The organism is Syntrophobacter fumaroxidans MPOB, assembly GCF_000014965.1.
Taxonomy (GTDB): Bacteria; Desulfobacterota; Syntrophobacteria; order Syntrophobacterales; family Syntrophobacteraceae; genus Syntrophobacter; species Syntrophobacter fumaroxidans.
In genome coordinates this window covers 2510474-2536049 of the sequence record NC_008554.1, presented here as the reverse complement: position 1 = coordinate 2536049, position 25576 = coordinate 2510474, and the positions used below count along the sequence as shown (strand labels likewise).

22 protein-coding genes and 1 tRNA gene are annotated in these 25576 nt (G+C 59.1%); 21 read left to right on the top strand and 2 right to left on the bottom strand.

Going from position 1 to position 25576, the window contains the following annotated elements; genetic code table 11:
- Nucleotides 1-7 precede the first annotated feature (7 nt).
- The 18 genes from kdsA to SFUM_RS10650 all read left to right on the top strand — a co-directional run bounded on the left by kdsA (nucleotide 8) and on the right by SFUM_RS10650 (nucleotide 19340).
- Entirely contained in the window at nucleotides 8-874 is an 867-nt protein-coding gene (kdsA, locus tag SFUM_RS10735) for a 3-deoxy-8-phosphooctulonate synthase (protein ID WP_011698926.1), read from the top strand.
- On the top strand, nucleotides 871-1428 hold the full coding sequence (locus SFUM_RS10730) for a KdsC family phosphatase (RefSeq protein WP_011698925.1): 558 nt from the start codon (nucleotides 871-873) through the stop codon (nucleotides 1426-1428). Before kdsA ends, SFUM_RS10730 begins: the two co-directional genes overlap by 4 nt.
- Before the next feature lie 262 nt (nucleotides 1429-1690).
- Nucleotides 1691-2290 (top strand): LPS export ABC transporter periplasmic protein LptC, encoded by a 600-nt coding sequence (gene lptC / locus SFUM_RS10725; protein ID WP_011698924.1) that lies wholly within the window; start codon nucleotides 1691-1693, stop codon nucleotides 2288-2290.
- Nucleotides 2287-2886: a lipopolysaccharide transport periplasmic protein LptA gene (gene lptA, locus SFUM_RS10720; protein ID WP_011698923.1), complete on the top strand. Its 600-nt coding sequence runs from the start codon at nucleotides 2287-2289 to the stop codon at nucleotides 2884-2886. The genes lptC and lptA overlap by 4 nt, the downstream gene beginning before the upstream one ends.
- Entirely contained in the window at nucleotides 2887-3624 is a 738-nt protein-coding gene (gene lptB, locus SFUM_RS10715) for an LPS export ABC transporter ATP-binding protein (RefSeq protein WP_011698922.1), read from the top strand.
- Nucleotides 3625-3636: 12 nt separating this feature from the next.
- Entirely contained in the window at nucleotides 3637-5103 is a 1467-nt protein-coding gene (rpoN, locus tag SFUM_RS10710; protein WP_011698921.1) for an RNA polymerase factor sigma-54, read from the top strand.
- A gap of 70 nt (nucleotides 5104-5173) precedes the next feature.
- Complete coding sequence (gene hpf / locus SFUM_RS10705) at nucleotides 5174-5716, top strand: ribosome hibernation-promoting factor, HPF/YfiA family (protein ID WP_011698920.1); 543 nt, start codon at nucleotides 5174-5176, stop codon at nucleotides 5714-5716.
- Between the two features lie 93 nt (nucleotides 5717-5809).
- Entirely contained in the window at nucleotides 5810-6271 is a 462-nt protein-coding gene (locus SFUM_RS10700) for a PTS sugar transporter subunit IIA (protein WP_011698919.1), read from the top strand.
- Nucleotides 6272-6590: 319 nt separating this feature from the next.
- Nucleotides 6591-7466 (top strand): RNase adapter RapZ, encoded by an 876-nt coding sequence (gene rapZ / locus SFUM_RS10695; protein WP_049766463.1) that lies wholly within the window; start codon nucleotides 6591-6593, stop codon nucleotides 7464-7466.
- A gap of 9 nt (nucleotides 7467-7475) precedes the next feature.
- The gene (locus SFUM_RS10690) at nucleotides 7476-7919 is read left to right on the top strand and encodes a PTS sugar transporter subunit IIA (RefSeq protein ID WP_011698917.1); all 444 of its coding nucleotides are present in this window, start codon (nucleotides 7476-7478) and stop codon (nucleotides 7917-7919) included.
- A gap of 1 nt (nucleotide 7920) precedes the next feature.
- Nucleotides 7921-8475, top strand: coding sequence for a ribosomal protein S18-alanine N-acetyltransferase (gene rimI / locus SFUM_RS10685; protein ID WP_011698916.1), 555 nt, complete (start codon nucleotides 7921-7923; stop codon nucleotides 8473-8475).
- Between the two features lie 182 nt (nucleotides 8476-8657).
- The gene (locus SFUM_RS10680; protein WP_041442353.1) at nucleotides 8658-12908 is read left to right on the top strand and encodes a PEP/pyruvate-binding domain-containing protein; all 4251 of its coding nucleotides are present in this window, start codon (nucleotides 8658-8660) and stop codon (nucleotides 12906-12908) included.
- Between the two features lie 221 nt (nucleotides 12909-13129).
- On the top strand, nucleotides 13130-14464 hold the full coding sequence (locus SFUM_RS10675) for a type I glyceraldehyde-3-phosphate dehydrogenase (RefSeq protein ID WP_011698914.1): 1335 nt from the start codon (nucleotides 13130-13132) through the stop codon (nucleotides 14462-14464).
- A 91-nt stretch (nucleotides 14465-14555) separates the two neighbouring features.
- Nucleotides 14556-15566, top strand: coding sequence for a type I glyceraldehyde-3-phosphate dehydrogenase (gene gap / locus SFUM_RS10670; RefSeq protein ID WP_011698913.1), 1011 nt, complete (start codon nucleotides 14556-14558; stop codon nucleotides 15564-15566).
- Between the two features lie 401 nt (nucleotides 15567-15967).
- Nucleotides 15968-17161, top strand: coding sequence for a phosphoglycerate kinase (locus tag SFUM_RS10665; RefSeq protein WP_011698912.1), 1194 nt, complete (start codon nucleotides 15968-15970; stop codon nucleotides 17159-17161).
- Between the two features lie 365 nt (nucleotides 17162-17526).
- Nucleotides 17527-18291: a triose-phosphate isomerase gene (gene tpiA / locus SFUM_RS10660; protein ID WP_011698911.1), complete on the top strand. Its 765-nt coding sequence runs from the start codon at nucleotides 17527-17529 to the stop codon at nucleotides 18289-18291.
- An 18-nt stretch (nucleotides 18292-18309) separates the two neighbouring features.
- Entirely contained in the window at nucleotides 18310-18921 is a 612-nt protein-coding gene (gene secG / locus SFUM_RS22520) for a preprotein translocase subunit SecG (RefSeq protein WP_011698910.1), read from the top strand.
- A gap of 333 nt (nucleotides 18922-19254) precedes the next feature.
- A tRNA-Leu gene (locus SFUM_RS10650) sits at nucleotides 19255-19340 on the top strand.
- Between the two features lie 414 nt (nucleotides 19341-19754).
- Here SFUM_RS10650 and SFUM_RS10645 read toward each other — a convergent pair.
- Nucleotides 19755-20888 carry a Fic family protein gene (locus SFUM_RS10645; RefSeq protein ID WP_011698909.1) on the bottom strand — a complete coding sequence of 378 codons (1134 nt, stop codon included), beginning with the start codon at nucleotides 20886-20888 and terminating at the stop codon, nucleotides 19755-19757.
- 285 nt (nucleotides 20889-21173) lie between these two features.
- Entirely contained in the window at nucleotides 21174-21365 is a 192-nt protein-coding gene (locus SFUM_RS10640; RefSeq protein ID WP_150109487.1) for a hypothetical protein, read from the bottom strand.
- 615 nt (nucleotides 21366-21980) lie between these two features.
- Between SFUM_RS10640 and SFUM_RS10635 the strand changes: the two genes are divergently transcribed.
- The 3 genes from SFUM_RS10635 (at nucleotide 21981) to SFUM_RS10625 (ending at nucleotide 25389) form a co-directional block, all read left to right on the top strand.
- Nucleotides 21981-22583: a type IV toxin-antitoxin system AbiEi family antitoxin domain-containing protein gene (locus tag SFUM_RS10635; RefSeq protein ID WP_011698907.1), complete on the top strand. Its 603-nt coding sequence runs from the start codon at nucleotides 21981-21983 to the stop codon at nucleotides 22581-22583.
- Nucleotides 22580-23512, top strand: a complete 933-nt coding sequence (locus tag SFUM_RS10630) for a nucleotidyl transferase AbiEii/AbiGii toxin family protein (protein WP_011698906.1) — start codon at nucleotides 22580-22582, stop codon at nucleotides 23510-23512. The genes SFUM_RS10635 and SFUM_RS10630 overlap by 4 nt, the downstream gene beginning before the upstream one ends.
- 143 nt (nucleotides 23513-23655) lie before the next feature.
- Nucleotides 23656-25389 carry a hypothetical protein gene (locus tag SFUM_RS10625; protein WP_011698905.1) on the top strand — a complete coding sequence of 578 codons (1734 nt, stop codon included), beginning with the start codon at nucleotides 23656-23658 and terminating at the stop codon, nucleotides 25387-25389.
- The last annotated feature ends 187 nt before the right edge of the window (nucleotides 25390-25576 follow it).

Sequence of the window (25576 nt, the reverse complement as noted above, 5' to 3'; positions counted from 1 at the left end):
ATGAAGCGTGGCTGACTTTGAGGTGTTGGGGCAAACCGTCGGCACAAACCGGTTCTTTGTGATCGGCGGACCGTGCGTCATCGAGAACCGGGACATGACGCTGAGGATCGCCGAATTCCTTCGGAATGCCTGCGCCCGCCTTCATATACCCTGCGTTTTCAAGAGTTCTTACGACAAGGCGAATCGCACGTCCATCCATTCCTACCGAGGTCCGGGGATCGAGGAGGGTCTTGCTATCCTCTCCGAGGTGCGGCGGGAAATCGGGATACCCGTGTTGACGGACGTCCACGGCGTCTCGGAAGTGGCGCCGGCAAAGGAGGTGGTGGACATCCTTCAGGTCCCCGCTTTTCTGGCGCGCCAGACGGATCTGGTGGTGGCCGTCGGGCTCACGGGCAAACCCGTGAACCTGAAGAAGGCCCAGTTCCTTGCCCCTCGGGACATGTCCCTGGTGATCGAGAAGGTCCGGGGGACCGGAAACGACAAGATCCTGGTCACGGAACGGGGAACCCAGTTCGGTTACAACAACCTGGTGGTGGACATGCGTTCCATTCCCATTCTGAGTGAAAGCGGCTGCCCGGTCGTGTTCGATGCGACTCACAGCGTGCAGCTGCCCGGAGGGCAGGGAACCCGTTCCGGAGGGGAGCGCAGGTATGTGGCCGCCCTGGCTTGCGCCGCCGTGGCCGCCGGGGCTCACGGCGTATTTCTGGAGATGCACGAGGATCCTGACCGAGCCCTGTGCGACGGTCCGAATTCACTTCCTCTCGAGCAGGTATCGCCGCTTCTCGAGAAGCTCCTGGACATCCATCGCATCGTCCGGGACACGTACGGAGCGCAGGACGCGGACATCGAGCGGAAAACAGGGAGAGAACATTGACACCGGACACCCTCGAGGAGGCGCTGCGATTACGGATCGCGCGGTTGCGCATGATGATTTTCGACGTGGACGGGGTGCTTACCGACGGCCGGATCATTTATCTGGACGATGGTTCGGAGATCAAGGTCTTCGACGTTCAGGACGGCCACGGCATAAAGCTTTTGCAGCGGGCGGGCTTTGAGGTCGCATTGCTGTCGGGCCGCTATTGCCGGGCTGTGGAGCAACGGGGCAAAGGACTTGGGATATCCAGGATATACCAGGGAGAGAAGGTGAAGATCGAGGCCTATGAGTCCATTCTCCGGGACACCGGATTGAAGGATGAAGAAGTGGGTTTCATGGGTGACGATCTGATCGACATACCGGTGATGCGCCGGGTGGGATTCGCCGTGGCCGTGCCGAATGCTTCGCCTCACGTGCTTGCGTACGCGCATCATGTGACGCGGGCCGCGGGGGGACATGGGGCCTGCCGCGAGGTTTGCGAGCTCATCCTCCACGTCCAGGGACTCTGGAACACGGTGACGATGCGGTATTTCGGGACTGATCCTCCCAGCTGATCCACCTTTTCGGGACCATGTGCGAAACTTTTTTCACGGATATGCCTTTACAGGCATGGGTCGTGCATGCTACAGTAGCCTGTAAAGGATAATATATTAATTTCATTTGCGAAATTCAGCTTGTGACCGGACGGTGGTCCGGAGGGAGCGCAAGCGGGCAGATTTCTTGACGAAACGCCTGAGTTCTCGCCGGGAACGGCACGTGTGGCCCGGCGGTCCTCGACCCGCGTATGGCTTGCGGGGTCGGGCCGGTGTTGGAGCGATGGGGATTTCACGCAAGTTCATACAGGGGCTGGTGCTGTTCATCGCACTGGGGGTGAGCGCGGTGCTGGTCTTCGGGGTCTGGAGGGGAAAGACCCGGACGGCGCAACAGCCGGCTCCGGTCGCCGCGCCACAGGACGCCGAGATGAAGCTCACGGACATGGAGTTCACGGAAATGCAGGAGGGCAAGCGGGCGTGGACCCTCCGGGCATCCGAGGCGGAATACTTCCAGGACGAGCAAAAAACGGCGCTGAAGGCCGTACGGATCACTTTTTTCCTGTCGGACGGCGATGAAATCCGACTCGAGAGCAACGCCGGCATTCTTTACGCGGGCAGCAAGAACATCGAGGTCTGGGACTCTGTGCGGGCGAGCCTTCCCCGGGGGTACGAGCTGACGACGACCCGGGCCGCCTACGATCATCAGAAGCGGCTCATTTCGTCGGAAACGCCGATTCAGCTCAACGGAGCCGACGTTGTCCTCGAAGGGAGCCGCTGGCACTACCGGATTTCGGATGAAGCGGCGGTGCTCGAAGGGGGTGTCAAGGCTTCCCTTTCATTTCTACCGAAACAAGGCAAAACCACGTCAGCGAGGCCGAAATGATGGCAATAATGAAGAACCGTCTGCGAAGAGAGACGCTTGTGCTGCTGGTGCTGGTGCTGGTCGGCCTCTGCCTCCCCCGGGAAGCGGTCTCGGCCGAAAAGCGGAAGAAGCCCGCGGAGACGAAGCAAGGCACCCCCGCCGGCGAGAGACTCATGAAAAGCGATTCGCCTCTGCACATCGCAAGCGATCGAATGGAGGTGCGGCAGCGGGACAGGACGATTGTCTTTCAGGGGCACGTCGTGGTTCGTCAGGACGATCTGACGATTACGGGGAACCAGTTGAAAGTGACCGCGGCCCGGGTGGACCCGTCCATCCGCAACGACCAGTCCGCCATCGTGGAGAAGATCGACAGGATAGAGGTGGAAGGCGGGGTGAAGATCACTCAACGCGAAAAGCAGGCCACCGCCGACAAGGCGGTCTACTATCACCAGGAGCAGAAGATCGTGCTGCTGGGCAACCCCGTCGTGTCCCAGGGGTTGGACAAGGTGCAGGGGCGGCTGATCACGCTGTACATTGCGGAGGGGAAGAGCGTGGTGGAGGGGGGGGAGCAGACTCCCGTCCAGGCCCTGCTTCACCCGTCCCGAAAGGAACCGTGAGTGTCTTCGGAGGAGAAAACCCTGGTTGTCGAGGATCTCGTGAAGACGTACCAGGGCCGTTGCGTGGTCGACCGCGTGAACCTGACGGTTCGGGAAGGCCAGATCGTGGGACTGCTCGGGCCGAACGGCGCCGGCAAGTCCACCACGTTCTACAGCGTGGTGGGGATCATTCGGCCCGATCGGGGGGCGGTGATCCTGAACGGGGAGAACATCATCGGTCTTCCAATGTATCTTCGCGCGAGAAAGGGGATCACCTATCTGCCCCAGGAGCCTTCGGTCTTTCGCAAATTGACCGTGGAAGAGAACATCATGGCGATCCTGGAGACCTTGAACATCGGCCGTGACGAACGCAAGGTGCGGCTGCGGGAACTGCTCGGCGAGCTCAAGCTTGCGCACCTCGCCAAGAACAAGGCGGATCGCCTTTCGGGAGGAGAACGACGGCGGGTGGAGATCACGAGAGCCCTGGTGACTCAGCCCGGGTTCATCCTGCTGGATGAGCCGTTTGCGGGCATCGATCCCATCGCGGTCCTCGAGATACAGGGGCTCATACGGTCGCTCAAAGCGAAAGGGATCGGGGTCCTGATATCCGATCACAACGTACGGGAAACGCTCAAGGTGTGCGACAGAGCATATATTTTGCATGAAGGCAGGATTCTCGAGGAAGGTGATCCGCTGAGTATCGCCCAAAGCGATCTGGCTCGCCGGACCTACCTCGGGGATCATTTCAGCTTGTCATGACGGGATCGGACAATGGCGGCGCTTGAACTCAAACAACAACTGAAACTCAGCCAGCAACTGATCATGACCCCTCAGTTGCAGCAGGCGATCAAGCTGCTCCAACTTTCTCGTCTGGAACTGCTGGAGACCATTCACCAGGAACTGGAAACGAATCCCGTGCTGGAGGAATCCCAGGAGGAATCGGGCGAGGCGGAGGAGCCGGGGGCCGCGGAAGCCGCCGCGGAGGTCGCGGCGGAAGTCGCCGCCGAACCTTACCAGGAAGTGGAAATCCTGGAGAAGGTTCGCGAGGACTTCGACTGGGAAGGGTACCTGGATGAATACAACACCGGCACCCCGGTGCTCGTCGAAACCGATCCGAACAAGGAGTGGCAATCCTACGATCAGCGGCTGACCGTGCCGACCAGCCTGCAGGACCACCTGGTCTGGCAGATCAGGCTCTCGGACATGTCCGATGAAGAGCGGGAAGTCGCGGGACTCATCATCGGCAACCTGAACCGGGACGGCTACCTGGACGCCTCACTGGACGAAATCGCCGCAATGGGAAAAGTGAGCACGGACATGGTGGAACGCGTTCTCGCCGTGGTGCAGCTTCTCGATCCCGTCGGGGTTGCGGCCCGCGATCCCAGGGAGTGCCTCCTGATCCAGGCCCGCAGCCTGGAGCTCGAGGACGATCTGGTGGTCAGGATCGTGGAGCATTACCTGCATTTTCTGGAGAACAGGAATTATCCCGCGCTGATCAGGGCGCTCAAGCGACCCGCGCCGGAGGTCAAAGCCGCAGTCGACGTCATTCTCAGCCTGGACCCTCGTCCGGGCAGCAGATTTGCCGAAGAGTCCACGGAATACATCAGTCCCGACATCTACGTCATGAAGGTGGACGGTGAATTCGTGGTGTTGTTGAACGAGGACGGCATGCCCAAGCTGAAGGTCAGTTCCTATTACAGGCACGCGCTCACCGAGGACGCGGAGCTGCCTAGTGAAGCCAAGGAATACATACAGGGCAAGCTCAGGTCGGCCGCCTGGCTGATAAAGAGCATTCACCAGCGGCAACGGACCCTGTTCAAGGTCGCTCACAGCATCGTCAAGCTGCAGGCGGATTTTTTCGAGAAAGGGGTGTCGCACCTGCGGCCGATGGTTCTTCGAGACGTAGCGGAAGACGTGGGGATGCACGAATCCACCATCAGCCGCGTCACGGCGAGCAAGTACATGCACACTCCGCACGGGATTTTTGAGTTGAAATATTTCTTTAACAGTTCCATAAATAGCGTTCTGGGTGAAGCCGTGGCGTCTGAGAGCGTGAAGGAGCGCATTCGCCAGATCATACGCGAGGAGGATCTCGCCAGGCCTTTCAGCGATCAGGAGATCGTGGAGAAGCTCGAAGGGGAAAACATCAGCATTGCGCGGCGCACCGTCGCGAAATACCGGGAAATGCTCGGAGTGCTTCCTTCGAACAAGCGCAAACGGACTTCATGGGGTGAATAGCACCGGGGCATTACCGTGCCGGGCGGTGATGGGCCGTGTCAAATACGCATGAGATTGGAGAGTGTTGGAGATGCAGATCAACGTGACCTTTCGCCACATTGAGCCTTCCGACCCGTTGCGAGCGTATGCCGAGGAGAAAATCTCGCGGGTCAAGAAATACCTGGATGAACCCGTGGACGCCCACGTGGTTCTGAAGGTTGAAAAATTTCGCCACATCGCCGAAGTGACCATCGATGCCAACGGGCTGCGCATCAATGGTGCCGAAGAGACCGACGACATGTATTCGGCAATCGACAAGCTGGCCGATACGCTCGAAGGGCAGGTAAAGAAAGGCAAGGAGAAGGTCAGGCGCCGCAAACCGGTGACCATGGGGAAGGATTTCGGCGGCACGACCGTTCCCCCGGCGGCGGGCCTGTCGGAGGATGATCGGGAAACCCGGGTCATCAGGTCCGAGCAGGTGCACGCCAAGCCCATGGATGTTGACGAAGCGGTGATGCAGCTCAATATCGGGGGCGGAGAGTTCATGGTCTTCACCAACCGGCGCACCGGTCGCGTCAACGTCTTGTATCACAGGAAAGACGGCCACTTCGGGCTCATTGAAACCGTGGGATGAGATTGCGTTTTCCACGATGAACGGCGGTTCGCTCAACCTGTTGATGCGGACTCGATGGTTTCGGTATCGTTACTGTCGTCTCAAGAGGCTTTGATGAAAATTCTGGACATCCTTACACAGGAATCGATCATCCCCGAGCTGAAGGGCAGAACCAAAAGGCAGGTGCTGGAAGAACTCATCGACGCTATGCTTCAACATAAGCCCCAGATGGATCGCGAACGCCTGATGGGGGTGCTCCTCGATCGGGAGCGTCTGGGCAGCACGGGAATCGGAGACGGTATCGCGATTCCTCATGGAAAGATAAAAGATCTGGACCAGCTGATTCTCTCCTTCGGGAGATCGACCCAGGGGGTCGATTTTGAATCGATGGACGGAAAACCGGTGCATTTGTTTTTCCTCCTGGTCGCCCCGGAATCCTGCGCGGGGATTCACCTGAGGGCACTCGCCAAGATTGCGAGGCTCCTGAAGAACAATTCCGTGCGAAAACAGCTGGGGAACGTGACCGGCAAGGATGAGATATTTGCGGTCATCCGGCAGGAGGATGAGGATTTCTGAAGCCCGGCTTTGATCCACAAATCGACCAGGGGGCAGGATTCCCGAGCGCAGCCTGCTTTTTGGGGCCTTCCTTGTTTCATCCGTGTCCGCCCGGACAGTCCGTCACGGTTGCAGAGAAATCGGGGATTCTTTTGTGAAAAGGTGATCGACCTCACCCGGGGAGCACAGAGGCAGGCGGCCTGCTCCGCGAGGTGGACGGCGTGGGCGAGGAATCGCGGATTTTCCGACGCCGGCGGGTTTTTCGCTTTCCTTTCCGTGCACTGTGCCCTTGGAGCGTCTTCTTCCGGTAGGTCTTCTCCGGGCGTGGGAAATGATCGGCATGGAGCAAAGAAAAATGCACGTGGTCGTGGTCACCGGGCTTTCGGGTTCGGGGAAGAGCACGGCAATCAAAGCCTTCGAAGATCTGGACTACTTCTGCATCGACAACCTCCCCGTGCCCATGCTGCCCGAGTTTCTTGCCCTGTGCGAAAAGGATATGCCCGACATCCACAAGATCGCTCTGGGAATAGACATCAGGGAGCGAAAGTTTCTGAAGGACTATGCAAAGATTTTCCAGGATCTCGAGGAGTCGGGGTACCGTTTCGAGATCATATTTCTGGAAGCAGCCACCGATACTCTGCAGCGCCGATACAGCCAGACCCGCCGGGTACACCCCGCGGCGTCCTCGCAGTCCCTCCTGGTCGATGCCATCCATCAGGAGCGGGAACAACTGCGCGCTCTGCGAAGCCGCGCAACCCGCATCATCGATACGGGCACGCTGTCGGTCCATCAGCTCAAGGCCATGATCACCCGTACCTACTCAATGATCGGCGACACGGAGCTGCTGAGCATACAGGTGCTTTCTTTCGGATTCAAGTACGGCCTTCCGTTTGAGGCGGACATGGTGATGGATGTCAGGTTTCTGCCCAACCCGTATTTCGTGGAAGCTCTGAAGAATCTCGACGGCCGCTCCGAAGAGGTCAGCTCATGGGTGCTCCGGTGGACGGCCACTCGCGAGTTCGTGGAAGAATATGGTGCCCTGCTGCTGAAACTGATTCCCCTTTATATCCGCGAGGGAAAGAGATATCTGACCGTTGCGGCGGGCTGTACCGGCGGCAAGCACCGTTCGGTGGTGATCGCCGAGCGAATCGCCGGGACGTTGAGGGATCACAATTATTTTGTGAATGTCTTCCATAGGGACCTTCATTTGGAATAAAATATAAAAATGGCTTCCAACAACCAGAACGAACTCATCGGGATCGTGGCGGTTTCGCACTGCCGGCTGGCACGGGAGATGCTCGACGTGGCCGAGCTGATCGTCGGTCCCATGCCGGCCTGCAAGGCCATCTGCTTCGGGACGGATCAGCCGGTCGAGGAGATGACCCGGATGCTGCGCGAGACCATCAGGGAAGTGGACCGGGGGAAAGGGGTCCTGATCCTGACCGATCTTTTCGGGGGCACTCCGGCGAACATCAGTCTCTCGTTCCTGGGGCCGAAGGTGGAAGTCGTGTGCGGAATGAATCTTCCGATGCTGATCAAGCTGGCCGGATGCCGGAAGGATCATACTCTCAACGAAGCCGCGGCGCTCGTCAAGGAATACGGGCAGCGCCACATTTCCCTGGCCAGCGAGGTGCTGTCCCGGTCCGCGAAATCGACCGGAACGGGATAGGATGGAAAGGAAAAGCGGGAGGGTGAGGCTCGAGATCACGTCCCTGAGCCAGGCGGATTTGCCCGAAGTTCTGGAAATAGAGTGCCAGAGCCACCTGGAACCATGGACCGAAGAGCTTTTCATGGAGGAATTGCGGCGACTGCACTCGCGCATTCTGACCGCTCGTATTCCGCGGATGGAACTGGCCGGGGAAGAGAGGGAAAAGAGCGGCCACAGGCCGGGAAAAATTGTCGGATACATCTGCTTCTGGCGGGTGGCCGACGAAATCCAGATCCTGAACATAGCCGTCCACGGACAGTACCGCCGCAAAGGGGTCGGGAGGTTTCTCCTGTCCAACGTCCTGCGTCTGGGCAGGGAACAGCGGGCGAAACTGGCGGTGCTCGAGGTGCGGCGGAGCAACCGGGCGGCCAGGATGCTCTATGAAAGTCTGGGCTTTCGCCAGGTCGGGGAGCGCCCCAACTACTACGGCGTGCTCAAGGAATCCGCCGTTCTCATGGAACTGGAATTCGATCGGCGCATGGAGCCGGGGGCTTCCGCCCGGCAGAATCGGTTCTGAAACATCGCTGTTTGCTTTTTCCCGGGTTTCCCGCGCGGATTGCCGGGTCGGCGCCCGGGGTTGCATGAAGGCACCCCTCCCCGGCCGGGAGTCACGCGCCATGCGTGGCCATTAAGGTCCGCCATGCACATTTGAAGAGAAAGGGTCGGATCATCCCGATGCAGATAAAGGACACCAACTCGATGGAGTACGAAATCCAATCCGACGCGCTGACCAAGAATATGGACATCACCAAGGTTGCGGTCGATGTCCCTTCCTTGTTCGAAATCCTGCGGGAGGCGGTGAAAGGGTATGCCGGCAAGGAGCAGCAGGCTCGGGAGCTGCTGGTGGAATACCATCACCGGTACCGGAACTGGACCTTCGTCATCCAGGAAACGAAAAGATACGCGATTTCCAACCTGCGTCTCTACCATCGTCATCCTCTCAACGGGGGCGTCATTTTTCTGCTTTCGGACATACTGCTGGAAGCCCTGAAGCAGTCGGAGCGCTTCGAGGTCAGGAGCCTGGCCGCGGATCATCTTCTGGACTTCTGGTTCAAGCTGCTGGACGAAATGCCCGAAGAGATCGCCAGGCCGCTGCCGGACGGCCTGGCCGTGGATGACGTGGGCCGGGCGATCGAGACGCATGCGGCGTGCCACCAGGGGGTGTTGCGATATTTTTTCAAACAGCTGGCCGGGCTTCCGGAGGCGCCTTTCGAGCACCTCATGCGATGCTTCTACCAGCCCAAACGGCTTGCCGCCAGGCTGCTCAAGATCTGGTCCGAACCGGCCTCATTCGAAGAGATACGGGCGCTCCTGCGCCGTCTGCACGAGGAAACCTACCTGTTTTGGGTGTCCAAGGAAGACCCCTGCGGCTGGCTGGCCGAACAGGGAGGCGGGCCTTTGCCGACGTGTGTCGAGCTGTGCCGTCCCCTGGGACACGAGCAGTACCTGGAGTACATGAGGGTGCTGCGCACGGAAATCGATCCGGAGCCGGATCACCTTCAGGCCACGGCGGCGCTTGCGGGCCTCACGGACTATCACGACATCGTGCGGCTCTACTTCCGGCTGCCCGACAAGCTCAAGTCCTGCGAAATTCCTCTCGACGGCACCCCCCTCAGCCTCCTCATGCGGCTGAAGATCATAGAAGTGCGCGGGCTCGAAGGGATCCATGAAGAGACCCTGCGGGAAATCAACTTCGAGATTGCCCGGTGGATCCATCAGAAGCCGGTGGAAGGGCTTCAAAGCTTTCTGGAACGGATTTTCGACGTGCTCGGGCACTGCCTGCTCAACTATCCTGAAGCCGCTCTGCAAATCGTGCGGACCATCGGGCTGGAGATCCTCGAAACCAACGACCGCCAGTTGATCAATTTCTTCCTGCGCCACATCATCCGCATGGGGTTCCAGACCCCTCAGCTCGGGGGGGTGAGCGAACACTGGCAGATCGAAGTGAATCCGGCGCACCTGCCCAACATCCGTATCTGGCTCGAGATCATCAAGAAGAACCCAGAACGCACGGGCCTGCTGCTCTCGGCCCTTATCGTGAACCTGTTTCTCGGAGGCATCTATATCCGGGACACCGACCTGTTTCAAAAGGATGTGAGCCTGCTGCTCCATTCTCCCATACGCCCGGTCTACAACATGATCAAGCAGCTGGCGAAGATCTTTCCCGTGTACTTCAACCAGATCGGCGCGGAGGGGCTGCTGAGGACGGTTTCGACCGACGTGGACGAGCTTACCGGGCGCAGCGACCGGCTGATCCACTTCCTCAGAAAGCAGAGCCACGTCGAGAGCAACAACATCGTCGTGACGTTCATCCAGGCCATCATCGAATTCTGGCGCACTTTGGACAAGAGCCGTCTGCTCGAGCTCGTGCCGCCTGAAGTCTACCCGGAAATCGCCACCTCCGGTCCCCTGGTCGAGGAAATTCACCGAATCTTCGTGTCGATCTTCGAGTCGCGGACCATTCACCATGCTCCCGATCTCCTGGACCTGACGGAAGAAGGGACGCGCGAGCTCATATGGGCTGTCCCGGAGGTGTCCGAGAGGGAGCGCCGGCGCGCTTTCCTCATGATCCAGTTCTACCAGTTGCTCCACGAAAAATACGCGCTGAGCTTCAAGGACATCGAAGTCCACCTGCAGCGAGCGGCGAACCTCGGCCTGCCCGATCCCGGCGCATTGCTGAAGGCCCTGGGCAGCACCGACACGTATGTGAAGCTGGAAGCCATCCTGGAATACCTGCTGGAGCTCAAGGAGGTCATTCTGACTTCAAGGGAGCTCAACGTACTGGAGAACATTTACATCAAGCGGCATATCGCCGTGGATATCCCCTCCATGTACGGGTCCTACAACGAGACGAAGTTCGATGCCCTGGGGCTGACCTTCCGGCTCGAGAACCTGGCCAACGTGCTGTTCGAGGAGATCATTCTCTCTTTCAATCTGGGCTTCATTACGCGGGCCACTTTTTTCAGGATCGCCAAGTTCCTCCCGCTGTTCATGAAGGCCCTCGAGATCGACGGCATCAGCTCGAACCATCTGGAGCAGCAAAAGGAGCTTTTCCTGAAGGCTCTCGCGATACCGCGATTCTCCCACTCGCAATACATGGACCTCTTCAAGGGATTTTCGGAGGCCATCAAGCAGGTCATCCAGGCGAACTATCATAACCTGCACGAGGAGAATCTCGAAACCGTCATCAAGTGGCTGGGCCGGGACAGGCTGCTGAGCCGCTATCGGCGCGATACGGGCGACGAATCGGCGGCCGAGCGCAACCAGCGGATTTCCGAGAGCTTTCTGCGGGATCTGATCGCGCGGACGTTCGGGCTGCAGTACTTTGATCACTTCATCACCAGCATTCTGACCACGCTGGCGACGCAACGCGAGGAGCTGAGCGTCGACAAGCTGGACCTGCTGCTCAGCTACGACCAGGAGAGAACGACGTCCTACATCTACGAGCCCAACGCCAGGACTTTCGATCTCATCCACCTCGGCAACAAGGGGTATACCCTGGCCAAGCTCCATTCCATCGGCATTCGGGTGCCCCCGGCGTTCGTGATCACCACGGAATATTTCCGCTGCCGAAGCGTGATCGACGGCTTCACCCATTCCAACGTGGATTTTCAGGATCGGGTGATGTCGCACGTTCGGCGGCTCGAGGAACAGACGGGGCGAAGCTTCGGGGTCCCGGGCAATTCCCTGCTGCTTTCGGTGCGGAGCGGTTCCGCGGTGTCGATGCCCGGGATGATGAACACCTTTCTCAACGTGGGCATCAACGAAGACATCGTCGAGGGTCTCATCCGGCAGACCGGAGAAGGCTGGTTCGCCTGGGACAATTACCGGCGGTTCATCCAGTCATGGGCCATGTCCTTCGGCATGCAAAGAGATGAATTCGACGGCATCATGAATCATTTCAAGCGGCTTTACGGCAGGCAGGTGAAAAGAGAGTTCACTCCCCAGGAAATCAAGGAGCTTGCCCTGGCGTACAAGGAGGCGCTCAAGTCCCACAGGATCGATTTCTCCGATTCGCCGCGCGAGCAGCTCTTCACCGCCATCCGCATGGTGATGAAGTCCTGGAATTCGCCCAAGGCGGTGACTTATCGGGAAATCATGGGCCTGTCGGAGAACTGGGGCACCGCGGTGACCATTCAGGCGATGGTGTTCGGCAATCTCGACAACCAGTCGGGCGCGGGCGTCATGTTCACGCACAACCCCTGGACGGCGGAGAGCCATGTGGATCCGGTGGGAGACTTCACCCTGGGGAACCAGGGGGAGGATGTCGTGGGCGGCCTGGTGAAGACCCTGCCTCTTTCGGAAAAGCAGCGGATGACCCAGGGGGAGCGCAAGGATTTTTCGCTCGAAATGCTGTTTCCCAAGGTTTATCAGCGGCTGGTCGAAATTGCCAAGGAACTCATTTACGGCCAGCACTGGTCCCCCCAGGAGATTGAATTCACTTTTCAGGGAGCCGAAGGGGACGGCCTGTTCGTGTTGCAGTCACGAAACATGGCGCCGCGGGTGAAACGCGACTACCCGGTCTTCAAACCTTCCGAAGACCTGCACGCGGGATATGTCGGAAGCGGCATCGGGGTGAGCGGGGGCGCGCTGTCGGGGATGGTCGCCTTCGACCTCGAGACCATCCAGCGGTTGCGCCGGGAACACGAAGGCCGGCCCATTATCCTCATCCGCTCGGACACGGTGCCGGACGACATCCGGGAGATCAGCATCTCCGACGGGATACTCACCGGCAAGGGCGGAGCGACGTCTCACGCGGCTATCGTCGCGCATCGCCTGGGGAAGATCTGCGTGGTCGGGTTCAGCAAGATGAAAGTCTGGGAAGCGGAACGCAAATGCGTGGTCGATGGGCATGAGCTCCACACGGGCGATTTTATCGGCATCGACGGCCGAAGCGGCGCCATCTATGTCGGAGAGCACGCGACGGAACACGTGGAAGTGGTCAACTGATCCTGTGCGGGTATGATGGGGGACGATGCGCGGTCAGGGGCGGGATGTTCCGGGAGAATGCTCGTGCCGATGAGATTCCCTGAGCGGCGGGCGGTCAGGAGCGTTTGCCCGGCCGGTTGGGGGGAACTCCCGGGCGCGCGGTTTTTGACTTTTCGGGTTTCGTTCTTAAATTACGTTTTTGTGTGCATTTTTCGGGTTACGAATCAAAGCAGGGAGGTCTTATGAGCCGACACGAGCAGATGGTGCCCATGAAGCTCGGAATCAACGGCCTCGGCAGGATTGCCAAGCTCAGCATCTGGCACCACGCCGAGCGCAAGTTCTTTTCCGAATTGTTCGTCAACATCGGCCGTGGCGTAGGGACCCAACTGGAAGACATCGCCCGGTTCGTCGAAAAGGATTCCACCTACGGAGCGCTTCATACCTTTCTCTACGGCTGCCGTGCCTCGAGGGTGATTGAGGAGCTGAACGAAAAAGACGGGAGCATGCGCATCAACGGGGTGAAGACGACCTTCCTGCGCAAACATCGCAATCCTTCCGCCATCGGATGGCGGGAACACGGCGTGGAAGTCGTGGTGGACGCCAGCGGAGCGTTCGTGGACCCGACGGCCACTCCCGACGATCCCAAGGGGTCCGTTCGCGGGCACCTGGTTGCCGGGGCCAAGAAGGTGATTGTGTCGGCGCCGTTCAAGATCAAGGACAAGAGCCGCGAGATGCCGGCGGATGCGGTCACCACCGTGATGGGCATAAACGACACCGACTACAACCCCAAGAAACACCTGGTCGTCTCGAATGCGTCGTGCACCACCACCTGCCTGTCCTACATGGTCAAACCGCTGCTCGACTATTTCGGGCCGCAGAGAATTCTCTCCGCGTCCATGACCACCGTGCATGCCGCCACCAGTTCCCAGCAGGTGCTCGACCGAGCGCCCAAGACGGGGGCGACGGATCTGCGCAAGAACCGGTCGGTGTTCAACAATATCATCCTCACCAGCACGGGGGCCGCCAAGGCGCTGGGGCTGGTCATCCCGGAAATGAAGCGCATCGGGTTCATCGCGGAATCGGTACGCGTTCCCGTCACCACCGGGTCGCTCATCATCCTGGTCATGATGATCCAGGACGAGAGCATGCGCAATCCCATCAACCGGGAAAAGGTCAACGGGATATACAAGCAGGCCGTATCGCACTATCCGGAAGGATACCTGGTCTACACCGAGGAACAGAACGTCTCGGCGGACATCATCGGTCTGCCGCGGGCCGCCGCGGTGATCGAAGGCCACGAAAACCACACGCGGACCTCGGCGGTTCGGATCGACATGCACCACATCATGAGCGCCTACGAATACATGAATGCCCTGGGCGAAACCGCGCCGTCGGCGTCGCTGGACATCACCCAGCTCGCCAAGCCCTCGACGGACGCGGAAGGCCGGGCCCTGCCCCAGAGGATCCTGGAGGTGCCGGTCACCCAGGCGGTGATTTACGGCTGGTACGACAACGAACTCGGAAGTTACACGAACATGCTCGGAGACAGGACGGTGAGCATCGCGCGCATGCTCTAGGACTGGCCCTTCTTTCCTTCGCCTGTTCGATTGCTGAACGAAAATCAGACCTGAGGAAGCGGAACGGATAAGAAACCACGAGGAGGACCAAATGGCGAACAGAGTGGCTATCAATGGATTCGGGCGCATCGGACGCACTATTTTCAAGGCTCTCATCGACCGGCAGTTGCCGCTGGACGTCGTGGCCATCAACGACCTGACAGCCCCGGTGGAGCTGGCCTACCTGCTCAAGTACGACTCGGTGCACGGGGTATGGCACCGCGAGGTGTCGGCTACGGAGGACACCTTGACGGTGGACGGCAGGACCTTCAAATGCGTGAAGGTCAGCGACCCTGCCCAGTCCCCCTGGCATGAACTGAACGTGGATGTGGTGCTGGAGAGCACCGGGCGGTTCGCCGACCGCGACGGCTGCCAGAAGCACATCAACGCGGGCGCGCGCAAGGTCATCGTCACCGCGCCCGGCAAGGGCATGGACGCAACCTTCGTGATCGGCGTGAACGACGGCTCCTATGACCCCCGCACGCACCACATCGTGTCCAACGCATCGTGCACCACCAATTGCCTGGCTCCCATTGTGGCCCTGCTGCACGACCGCTTCGTCGTGGAACACGGTTTGATGACGACCATCCATTCCTACACCATGGACCAGCGGCTGCTCGACGCCATACACAAGGATCGCCGCAGGGCCAGGGCCGCGGCCCTGTCGATGATACCGACCACCACGGGCGCGGCCAGGGCGGTCGCCGAAGTGCTGCCCGAGCTCAAAGGCAAGCTCGACGGGCTGGCCATCCGGGTTCCGACCCCCAACGTGTCCCTCGTGGACCTGGTGTGCCGGGTCGGCCGCGACGTCACCCGGGACGAAGTGAACAAGGTCTTCGAAGACGCGGCCAACGGGCCGCTCAAGGGCATTCTACAATACGTGGACGAGGAACTGGTGTCTTGCGATTTCAACCACACCTCCTATTCCTCCAACGTGGATTCGAGGCTCACCTCGGTCATGCAGGGCCGGCTGGTCAAGGTGCTGAGCTGGTACGACAATGAATACGGCTATTCGAGCCGCCTGGCGGATCTGGCCCTGTTGATGTGCAAGTCCATGGAATAGGCCGGTTGCGACGCCGATTTACCGGCGCAAAAGCGCGGCATGGGATTCACCGTGCGAGGCCGCGGAACGGATCGGTCCCGGCTCGGGCGGGAATCCAGTGGAGTATTTGGGGGCCTGTCGGCCCCCGGCTTATGCCGATTCGCGTTCAAGGTCGCGCAACAAGGGATCGGCGAAAAGGGCGGGGCGGGACAAACCCCGCCCGTTGCATGACCCAATCGATTGGAGGGATGACTTTGCGCCCCGCCCGCCCGGTGCCGCCGTCCTGAACGCAGGTCGGTTTTGTGTCGGGGAAACGGTATGGGCAAACGTGAGTTTTCCTCAGGCAACCGTATCGGGCCTCGTTGGGGGCCGCCCGGCTCCGAGGCGTCCAGTGGGGGCTGATCCGGGGAGGAGTTTTCCAGATGAAAACCGTTGGCGAGTTGGAATTGAGCGGCAAGCGCGTGTTCATCCGAGTCGACTTCAACGTGCCGCTGGACAAGGAGTTTCGCGTCAAGGACGATTTGCGCATTCGTGCCGTTCTGCCGACGCTGAACAAGGTGATCGAAAAGGGGGGCAAGGCGATCCTCGCGTCCCACCTCGGCCGGCCCAAGGGCAAGCCGTCGGCCGAATTTTCGCTCAAGCCGGTTGGAGAGCACCTCTCCCGGCTGATCGACCGGCCGGTGCCGCTGGCGCCCGACTGCACGGGCAGGGAGGTTGTCGAGCGGATTGCGCAAATGAAGAACGGCGACGTGCTTCTCCTGGAGAACCTGCGTTTTCACGCCGAAGAGGAAAAGAACGACGAAGCGTTTTCGCGGGCACTCGCGGATTTGGCGGATGTCTACGTGAACGACGCCTTTGCCGTGTCTCACCGGGCGCACGCTTCGGTGCACGGCATGACGCGCTTCGCGCGGGAATGCGCGGCGGGGTACCAGCTCGAAAACGAGATCAAGTATTTCCGGAAGGCCATGGACAATCCGGCGCGCCCGATGGCCATGGTGATCGGGGGCGCCAAGGTCTCCACCAAAATCGGCGTTCTCGAACACCTGATATCGAGGGTCGATTTCCTGGTCATCGGCGGGGCCATGGCGAACACGTTCTTCAAGGCCCAGGGCAAGGAGGTCGGCAGGTCGCTGGTGGAGGACGATCACCTGGAAACCGCGGCCCGGCTGCTCAAGGCCGCCGCTGAAAAGGGCGTCAAGGTGTATCTGCCGGTGGATGCGGTGGTGGCGCCGAGCCTCGAGAGCTGCGGAGACGTGCAGCAGGTCCCGGTGGAAAAGGTCCCGAAGGACAGGCTCATCCTCGATGTGGGCTCGAAGTCCATCGAGGTTTTCGAATCGGTTCTGAAGAACTGTCGCACCATCGTGTGGAACGGCCCGCTGGGGGCGTTCGAAACCCCGCCGTTCAACAAGGGCACGTTCGCCCTGGCCGAATTCCTGGGCAGCCTCGACGCGCTGACCGTGATCGGCGGCGGAGATTCCGCGGCCGCCGTGAAGCAGGCCAACATGGAAGACAAGGTGAGCTACGTGTCGACGGGAGGGGGCGCGTTCCTGGAAATGCTGGAGGGCATAACCCTGCCCGGAGTGGCCGCCCTGGAGGAGTGTTGCGGGAGGTCTTAGCCGCCGGGGCACAGGACTCCGATACGGCGGCGGAGGGCGCTGCCCGGCCGGAAAGTGCGACCGTCATGCCGCGGATCGCAGCAAATGATGGAGACGGCTTGCATTCTGCCTGTTATGCTTCCGGATCGGCGCCTTCATGGTTTTTTGTTTTGTGAGCCCGCAGTTCACGGCGGGTGCGGGCAACGATGGAGTTGACTTTCCTGCTTCGTCGAGGCCTCTCTGCCCGCGGTGGGCGGTTTGTGTGAAAATGCCCTGGCCCGACTCGGCTTCATATTTCGTGGTGAGCCCGCGGGGGTTCACGGCGAATTGTGAAATGTGTAGGTTTGACCCCCCACGGTCTTGCGGCCGTAATCGAAGAGGAGAATATGGAAAAGAGAATTCCACTGATAGCGGCTAACTGGAAGATGCACAAGACGGTGGGCGAATCGGTCGCGTTCATCGAGGAATTGCAGCGCGAAGTCGGCGCGGTCACCGACCGCGAGGTGGTTATCGCTCCGCCTTTCACGGCGCTGGCGGCGGTGCGTCGCGTGATGACCGCGCCGGGTTACAGGCTCGCCTCCCAAAACTGCCACCAGGAGGCAAAGGGAGCCTTCACGGGAGAAGTCTCCGGGGGCATGCTCAAGGACGTCGGCTGTGAGTACGTCATCGTTGGGCATTCCGAGCGGCGGCACGTTTTCGGCGAAACCAACGAGACGATTCGCCTGAAGGTCGCCGCGGCCTTCGCGTGCGGGTTGGTGCCCATTCTGTGCGTGGGCGAAGTGCTTGCCGAGCGGGAGTCCAACCGGACCTTCAAGGTTGTGGACGAACAGGTCCAGTCGGCCGTTTTGGGCCTGACGCCGCAGCAGGCGAGGGAGCTCGTCATCGCCTACGAGCCCGTGTGGGCGATCGGCACCGGCAAGACCGCGACCCCCGACCAGGCGCAGGAAGTGCATGCGTTCATCAGGGAGCGCTATGCCGCGCTCTGCGACAAAACGGTTGCAAACCTTACCAGAATATTGTATGGAGGTTCGGTTAAACCGGATAATGTGGATTCGCTCATGGCACAGCCCGATGTGGACGGGTTGCTGGTTGGAGGCGCAAGCCTGGAGGTTGGCTCCTTCAAACGCATTATCCGATTTGTGTCTCCTTGAGAAGCGAGTAGTCGCACAATGTATATTTTCTTGATCCTGCTTCATGTTGTGGCCAGCGTGGCATTGATCCTGATCGTCCTGCTCCAGACCGGCCGCGGGGCCGAGATGGGGGCGGCGTTCGGGGGCGCCTCCCAGACGCTTTTCGGCGGCGGGGGCGGTTCGACCTTCATGAGCAAGCTGACTACCGGGGCGGCGATCGTTTTCATGCTGACGTGTCTCAGCTTGGCTTACATATCGGCGGGTCCGCAAAGCCGGTCCGTCATGAAGGATATTCCCGCGGAAGAACAGCAGCCGCCGCAGCCGCAGGGACCGGCCATTCCGGAAGCAAAGCCGGTTCAACCCGCGCCCGCTGATCCTGCGACGGCGCCTCAGGTCCAGCCCGCACCGCAGGCGCAGGCCGTGCCTCAGGGCGGTACGGCGCCCCAGGCCCAGGCGGAGGCTCCGAAGGAAGCAAAGCCCGCTCCGGCAGCCGAGAAAGCGGCGCCTGCCGCGCCTGCTCCGGCCAAGGAGACCAAGAAGGCTGCGCCTGCCGCTGCCGCCCCGGCCAAGGAGCCCAAGAAAGCGACGGCAGGCCCGGGACAGCAGCCGGCAAAGAAGCAAGCCGACAAGGGCGCCCAGAAACAGCAGTAGCGGGCCGGTGGAGGGAGCGGCGACGTCGGGCGGGGCGGTTGTCCCGATTCACGTCCCCGACCAATCTCCTGAGCTCCTTTTGCGTGAGCGGCGACAACGTCAAGCGGTGACATTGCCTCGATTGGGCGGCGTTGTGCTGCCGATGGAAGGAATAGCGGCGCAAATCGGCGGAGAGTGCCGGTTTGGCGGACACTTGCCGGCTTGCGAAATGTGCCGTCGGCGGAAAACGGACTTACCCCGGCCGGCGTACCGACGGGCCGAGACTCCGGCGACGCCCCGCGGCGGGTTTCGACTTGCCTCAGGCCCGGAGTTGGCTATAATATTTGATTACGTGCCGAAGTGGTGGAACTTGGTAGACACGCCATCTTGAGGGGGTGGTGGGGAAACTCGTGCCGGTTCGAGTCCGGCCTTCGGCACCACATAATAAAATCAATAACTTACAATCCTGCTCCCCGAAATCTGACAAGAATCTGCCAAGGTGATGCCATCCGGCCTAGATTTCATCGCCTTGGCACCTTGGCAGAGTCTGCCTAGGGCCTTTCCCAAATCCTTCCTTCCCCCGGAATCCAGTGCCCGTAAATGTCCACGGTCATCGTGATCGAATGATGGGCGGGGTGGTTGAAGACGTCGTTGCGGGAACCGTTTTCCCGGATGCTCTCCCTATACCGCGAAAGCGCTTGAGTGCGCATCCATCGACGACTGCATGCAATTCTTTCCAGGTTCCGCAATTCGGCCAAACTCTCAAAGCAACTTTACATAGGACAGCTACTTATGTAAGGGAAATGCGTTTTCCTTACATAACACAGACTATATGTAAACCTTCCCCCTCAGTCCTAATTGATAAATAGTTTCAGATAGTTCTCAAATTCAAACATGCGGTTTCTCTGGTAGCCGGTGATTTCCGTGAGGATGCCCAAGCTCATGAAATCCCTGATCAAAGCGCTGGCTGTTTGATGTGAGACGGCAAGCTTCTCCGCAACTTCATTGGCAGTCACAATGGGTTTCTGATATAGAATATTCAATAGGTTACCTCCATTCTGCGCCTTTTTGCCCAATTTAAAAAGCTTCGATTCCACCTCGGATCGGAGGGCCAGGATCTGTTGGAACGTGTGGCTGCCTTTTTTCGCTGTTTCGTGGACGGCCACAAGAAAAAACTTGACCCAATGGCTCAAATCGTTCGACGCTCTGACTGTAGTAAGGGCATCATAGTAGGCACCCTTGTGCTTCTCCATGTAGTCCGAGAGATACAGGGACGGTTTACTCAGAAGCCTCTTACCGACAAGATATAGCGTTATCAGCAAACGTCCGATGCGACCGTTTCCATCCAGGAAGGGGTGAATGGTCTCGAACTGGTAATGGCTGATCGCAATCCGAATCAGATGTGGGACGTCGATTTCTTCATTATGCCAGAATTTCTCCAGGTCGCTCATTAACTCAGGGACTTCCTCCGGCGCAGGCGGAATGAAAACTGCGTCCTGCAGGCTGGTTCCACCGATCCAATTCTGACTCCGCCTGAATTCTCCGGGGGGCTTGTGCTCGCCCCTGACACCCTGCATGAGGCGCTCATGAGTGGCGCGAAGCAACCGGTTGGACAGAGGAAGAGTGCTCAATTCCCGGACCGCGAGATTCATGGCCTGTACGTAATTCTGAACTTCTTGCCAGTCATCTCGTTTCTCGGGATCGATGTACTCCCTATCGAGGATTGCCTCATCCATTCCCGTTCGAGTGCCTTCAATCCGGCTCGAGGTGCTGGCCTCCTTGTAAACATGCATCATGATGAACAAATCAACATCGGGCACGATCAGCGAAAACGCATTGAGTTCAGCCATGGACTGGGATGCGCGTTCCAACAGGGTGTTAATCTTGGGATCCTCCCAAGTCCATGGCTGATTCACCGGCGAGGGAGAAAAGCTCTTGTACTGATACTGCTGCCTGTGTATACCGGATCGAAATTTTTCGAATTTCATTCTCGCACCATATCCAACAGGAAAAATCTCCGGATTCTGACAAAGATCTGCCAGAGCCGATTATTGCCGCCTCTCCGGATGCATAGCCGGGGTTTCGGGGATCTTAGCAAAATCTCAGTGCAATGTGAATTCAATCAACCCTAAGCTACAGTCCTCATTGGGCCGGGAAGAGGAAACCCAAGGATCTCGGCCTCCTCTCCCGTTCAAGATTACGCCCACTCACTTCTCAGCGCGCGCCCGCTCCTCTATCAGACGGTCTGACGGCGCCCCCTTTCCTTCGCCGCATCAGGCGTTATATCGGAAATTCTTCACCGAATCGGGCACCGGACGATACTTGACGTCCACCCCCTCGACGGCCTGTCTGAAAAATTCCTTCGGGTCCTCGCCGAGTTTCGCCGCCCGCTCCATAAGCCCGATCTCAAGCTTCAGGATCGCCTCCAGGAACGCGGGAGCCTTAAAGGCCAGGTACTCCATCAAAATCGCGGCCTCCATGGCCACCGAAAGAATCGTGTGCGGTCCGAATTAGTTCGTGTCCCGCTCCGGGAATCCGGCTTTCCGGGAAAGATCGCCGAGTCTCCCGTACAGGGTCGGGTCTGCTTGCCTCGCAAAAAGGAACGGCTTCAACTGGTATTGCGATACGCAAACCTTTTCGTCGACGCTCTCCGGATACCGGCAATGGACTTTCTCTTCTTCGTCGAACCACCAAGCGCCTTATCCTCCCTCCACCTTCGGGTCACAGGCAGGCAAGGGATCTCTTCGATTGCCGTCAGAAATTCTAGAAAGAGCCTCTGTCTTCAATTCTTCCATCCTCGCTTTGAGATTCAGTTTGCCTCATGATCCCGTCAATCAGGTCACCATGGCCTCCATGGTTGCCATCTTCCATGCGCCGATTAGAGTGGATTTTCCCGGGAATGGCGAAACGTTTTCCCCAAGTTGTTCGCACCTCCTTATGGTCGGAAGCATCGTGTGAATTCTGGGCGAGGGAATCAGCCCGGACGGTTAGGTTTGACTGCGCCGACACAATGTGTTACATAACGTCGGTATATAAATATAAGAACCAACATTTCGTAACACTATTGTGTGGGGGGTAGTATGGCACCGACAACGACGGAACAAGTTCTTGACCTTGTGGAGAAAGCAGGGGTCTTCCGTCCAAGGGAGCTCGATTCTTACGGTATTCCACGCGAATACCTCGTACGACTCTGTCGCAAGGGACTGGTGCGGCGCGTTGCGCGCGGGCTTTATACTTTCGTGGATTCCGATGTGAGCGAGCACCTTAGCCTGGCAGAAGCATCCAAGAAAATCCCTCATGGTGTCATCTGCCTACTGTCCGCACTTCGGTTCTACGGGCTGACGACGCAAGCCCCTTTTGAAGTCTGGGTCGCTGTCGACGTCAAGGCAAGGAAGCCCAGGAGCGATGGTCTGCCACTCCGCATCGTGCGCTTCTCTGGCGCTGCACTCCGTTCCGGCGTTGAGGACCAGCTCATTCAGGGTGTCAAAGTAAGGGTTTACAGCCCCGCGAAAACCGTTGCGGACTGTTTTAAGTACCGTAATAAGACCGGCCTTGACGTGGCTCTGGAAGCCCTGCGCGAGTGCTGGCGCGAGCGCCGCTGTACCATGGACGACCTTTGGCGCTACGCTAAGATATGCCGTGTTTCCAATGTGATGAGACCCTACCTGGAGTCACTGCCGTGACCCAAAACCGGCTTCGAAATGTTGGGGCGTCCGTCCGTCAGCGTCTCCTCAACCTTTCAAAGAAAAAGTCCGAACCCTTTGATCTCGTGCTGACACGCTACGCCCTGGAAAGACTATTGTACAGAATAGGGCGCTCTGAATGGCGAAGCAGATTTCTGCTCAAGGGTGCCATGCTGTACACCCTCTGGTTCGATGCGTCCTACCGCCCGACCAGGGACATGGTTCTTCTTGGCTTCGGTCCAGGCCAAATCGCTCACCTGGAAGGGACTTTTCGTGCCTTGTGCGAAGTCGCCGTCGAGGACGACGGGCTAACTTTTCTGAAGGAGAACGTTCGCGGTTCAGAGATCCGAGGTGAGAGCGAGTACCGGGGAGTACGGATGCAAGTGACCGCGATCCTTTCAGGTGCCGTCATCCCCCTCCAAATTGACGTAGCTTTTGGTGACGTGGTTCTTCCTGGTCCGGAGGAAGTTCGCTATCCAACGATTCTGGACCTTCCGGCGCCTGAAGTCCTCGCCTACCCAAGGTACACCGTTGTCTCCGAGAAATTTCAGGCCATGGTGATGCTCGGCATTGCCAATAGTCGCATGAAGGATTTCTATGATATTCGGGAACTGGCACGGCGGTTCGAATTCGATGGCTTGCTGCTCAGCCGGGCGATACGGGCTACGTTCGAACAGCGCAGGACCGTTCTGCCGGCGGAGATCCCGCTGGCTTTGACGGAATCTTTCTCCCATGACAGGGTCAAGATGACCCAATGGGGCGCATTCATCCGTAAGAATCGTCTCATGGAGGAGAAGGTATCCTTGCAGGAGGTGGCGGTTTTTCTGACGGGTTTTCTAATGCCTCCCGTTCGTGCCGCCCAACAGGGAGAAGCATTCGAGATGATTTGGACCGCTCCGGGCCCTTGGGAACCGCGCAATCCGACCTGACAGGAAAGAGGTAAGTCCGGGTAGAATAAAATCTCCGTGAAGGGAGACAATCAAAAATCACTCCATGATATCCGGTAATGCCTGGGTGATACGGTTCGGTGCAGTAGTGTCGAGAAAACTACAGAGGAAACTGGTGAAACACCATGAAAACGACCAAGAGCAGAATGCCGTTGAAACCCTATCTGGAAGCCGTAAGAGAACACTGTGAAACGCTGTCGAAGGATGAACTGATCGAGAGCGTGCTCGAACTGGCGCAAGAGGTATCGATAAGAGAGCGTTCCGGTTTTCTCGACAAAATTCGCGCTATCGCTCCCAAGCCCGTTGCCGGGAGAATGGAAACAGGCCGGGATTTGGCCGAGACCTTGCTCGAACGCATCGCGGGCCTCAGGGAGGAGATCGAGGAAAGAATCCGTTCCATTGAAAACGGCGACTATTGGGAGGAGTCCGAACACTGGGGCAATTGTGGTTACGACGATGAGGAGCCGGACTGCTTGGCGCCGGAGCAGGCCGAGGAATTGGAGAATCTGTTCGTCGAAACAGGCGGGCTGTTCCTGTATGGACGACTGGAAGTTGCCCGCCGCTTGTATGCCTCCCTTTTCGATCTTCTGGATGAGAACGAAGAGGCGGCCGGTTGCCTTTCCCGCGATGCACCGGACATGCGCGAGGAAAGGGCGAGGTATTGCCGTTGCGTCTATGAGACCAGCGATGAGAGGACCCGAGTTCAGGCCTTGTTCGAATGCATGACCGTACGTGGAGCGATGGACCACGATCGTCTGGACATCTCGTCGGAACCTTATCCCATGCTGCAGGATATCGTTGACTCCAGCTCGGGCCGGATGCCGGATTGGGAATCGTTCCTGCCCGCCTGGGCAAAAAGGTTGGAGTCCCATGACAACGACAGGGCCGCCGTGCTTCTGCTGGAAGCGACGCAAATGCTGGAAGGGATCGACGGTGTTTCCCGGCTGGCAAGGAAATGGAAGACCGACCAGCCGCGTGGTTACCTCTTCTGGATTCAGTGCCTTGAAAGGGAAAACGATTGGAACGCGATGCTGGATGCCTGCCGGGAAGCCCTGGAAATATTGCCGAGGTGCGGTTTCCGGGAGCAGGCGGCCCGATGCCTGACCAGTGCCGCGACGGTGCTCGGGAGGACGGAATGCGTGCTGCTCGGGAAACGGGAGCGGTTTTTGTCCGCGCCTCGTGAGCGGAACCTTCTCGAACTGCTTGATGAAGCAGAGAAACAAGGCGTTCGTTCCCGCGAATTGGAAGCCGTCCTTGCCTCGATGAAGGACGCCGGCAAGGAGGGGAAGGCCCCCGGGGACCTGTTCATCAAAACGCTGCTGATGGCCGGCAAGGTTGGTGAAGCCTTCCGGGAAGGTCGAGGCGAGAGGAGCATCGGGTGGTCCTATGGAAAGGCCGGGGTGCTTTTTGCCTCCATCCTGTCCGTCTTGACCGGAAACTCGCCCGAAGCATCCGTCATCAGAGCCTTGTTGAAGGAATACTCGGAGACGTATGATTCCTATCTCCATGAAGAGGATGAGGTCGGAAGGGGAGATGCCTGCCGCGCGCTGCTCACCGGACTTGAATCGGCGCAGATCGCGGAAGCGGAGGCCAAGAAATACGAGGCTTGGGCGCTAAAAATCGGCCGGGACCGCATCGATGCGATCGTGAGCGCAAAACACAGGGGGGCCTACGCCCGTGCGGCCCGGGTCCTGGGCGCCCTGGCGGAATTCCACACTCTGTCGAACGAGCGGGAGAAGGCGCGGTCGCTCCTGCACGAGTTCGTTTTTGTCAAGTACCCGCGACACTATGCGTTTCGTGCCGAGGTCAAGAGTGTTGCGGCCGGTTCGACCCTGATCAAAGAGCTCCGAGTGATCTGATCGGACCTGCGTCCCGGTGCCGGAATGACGAGGGAGGAAGCGTAGTTCAGAGGTGCACCATTGCGGGAGCCGTTCCGGCGGCGGCGCATCCCGGGGCCGTTACTCATTCGCATGCGCGCCGGCAAAGGTGCTTTCGACTCATCCCGGGTCTCTGCGGGCTTGCGAGAAAAGACGGCGCCTCCGCTGT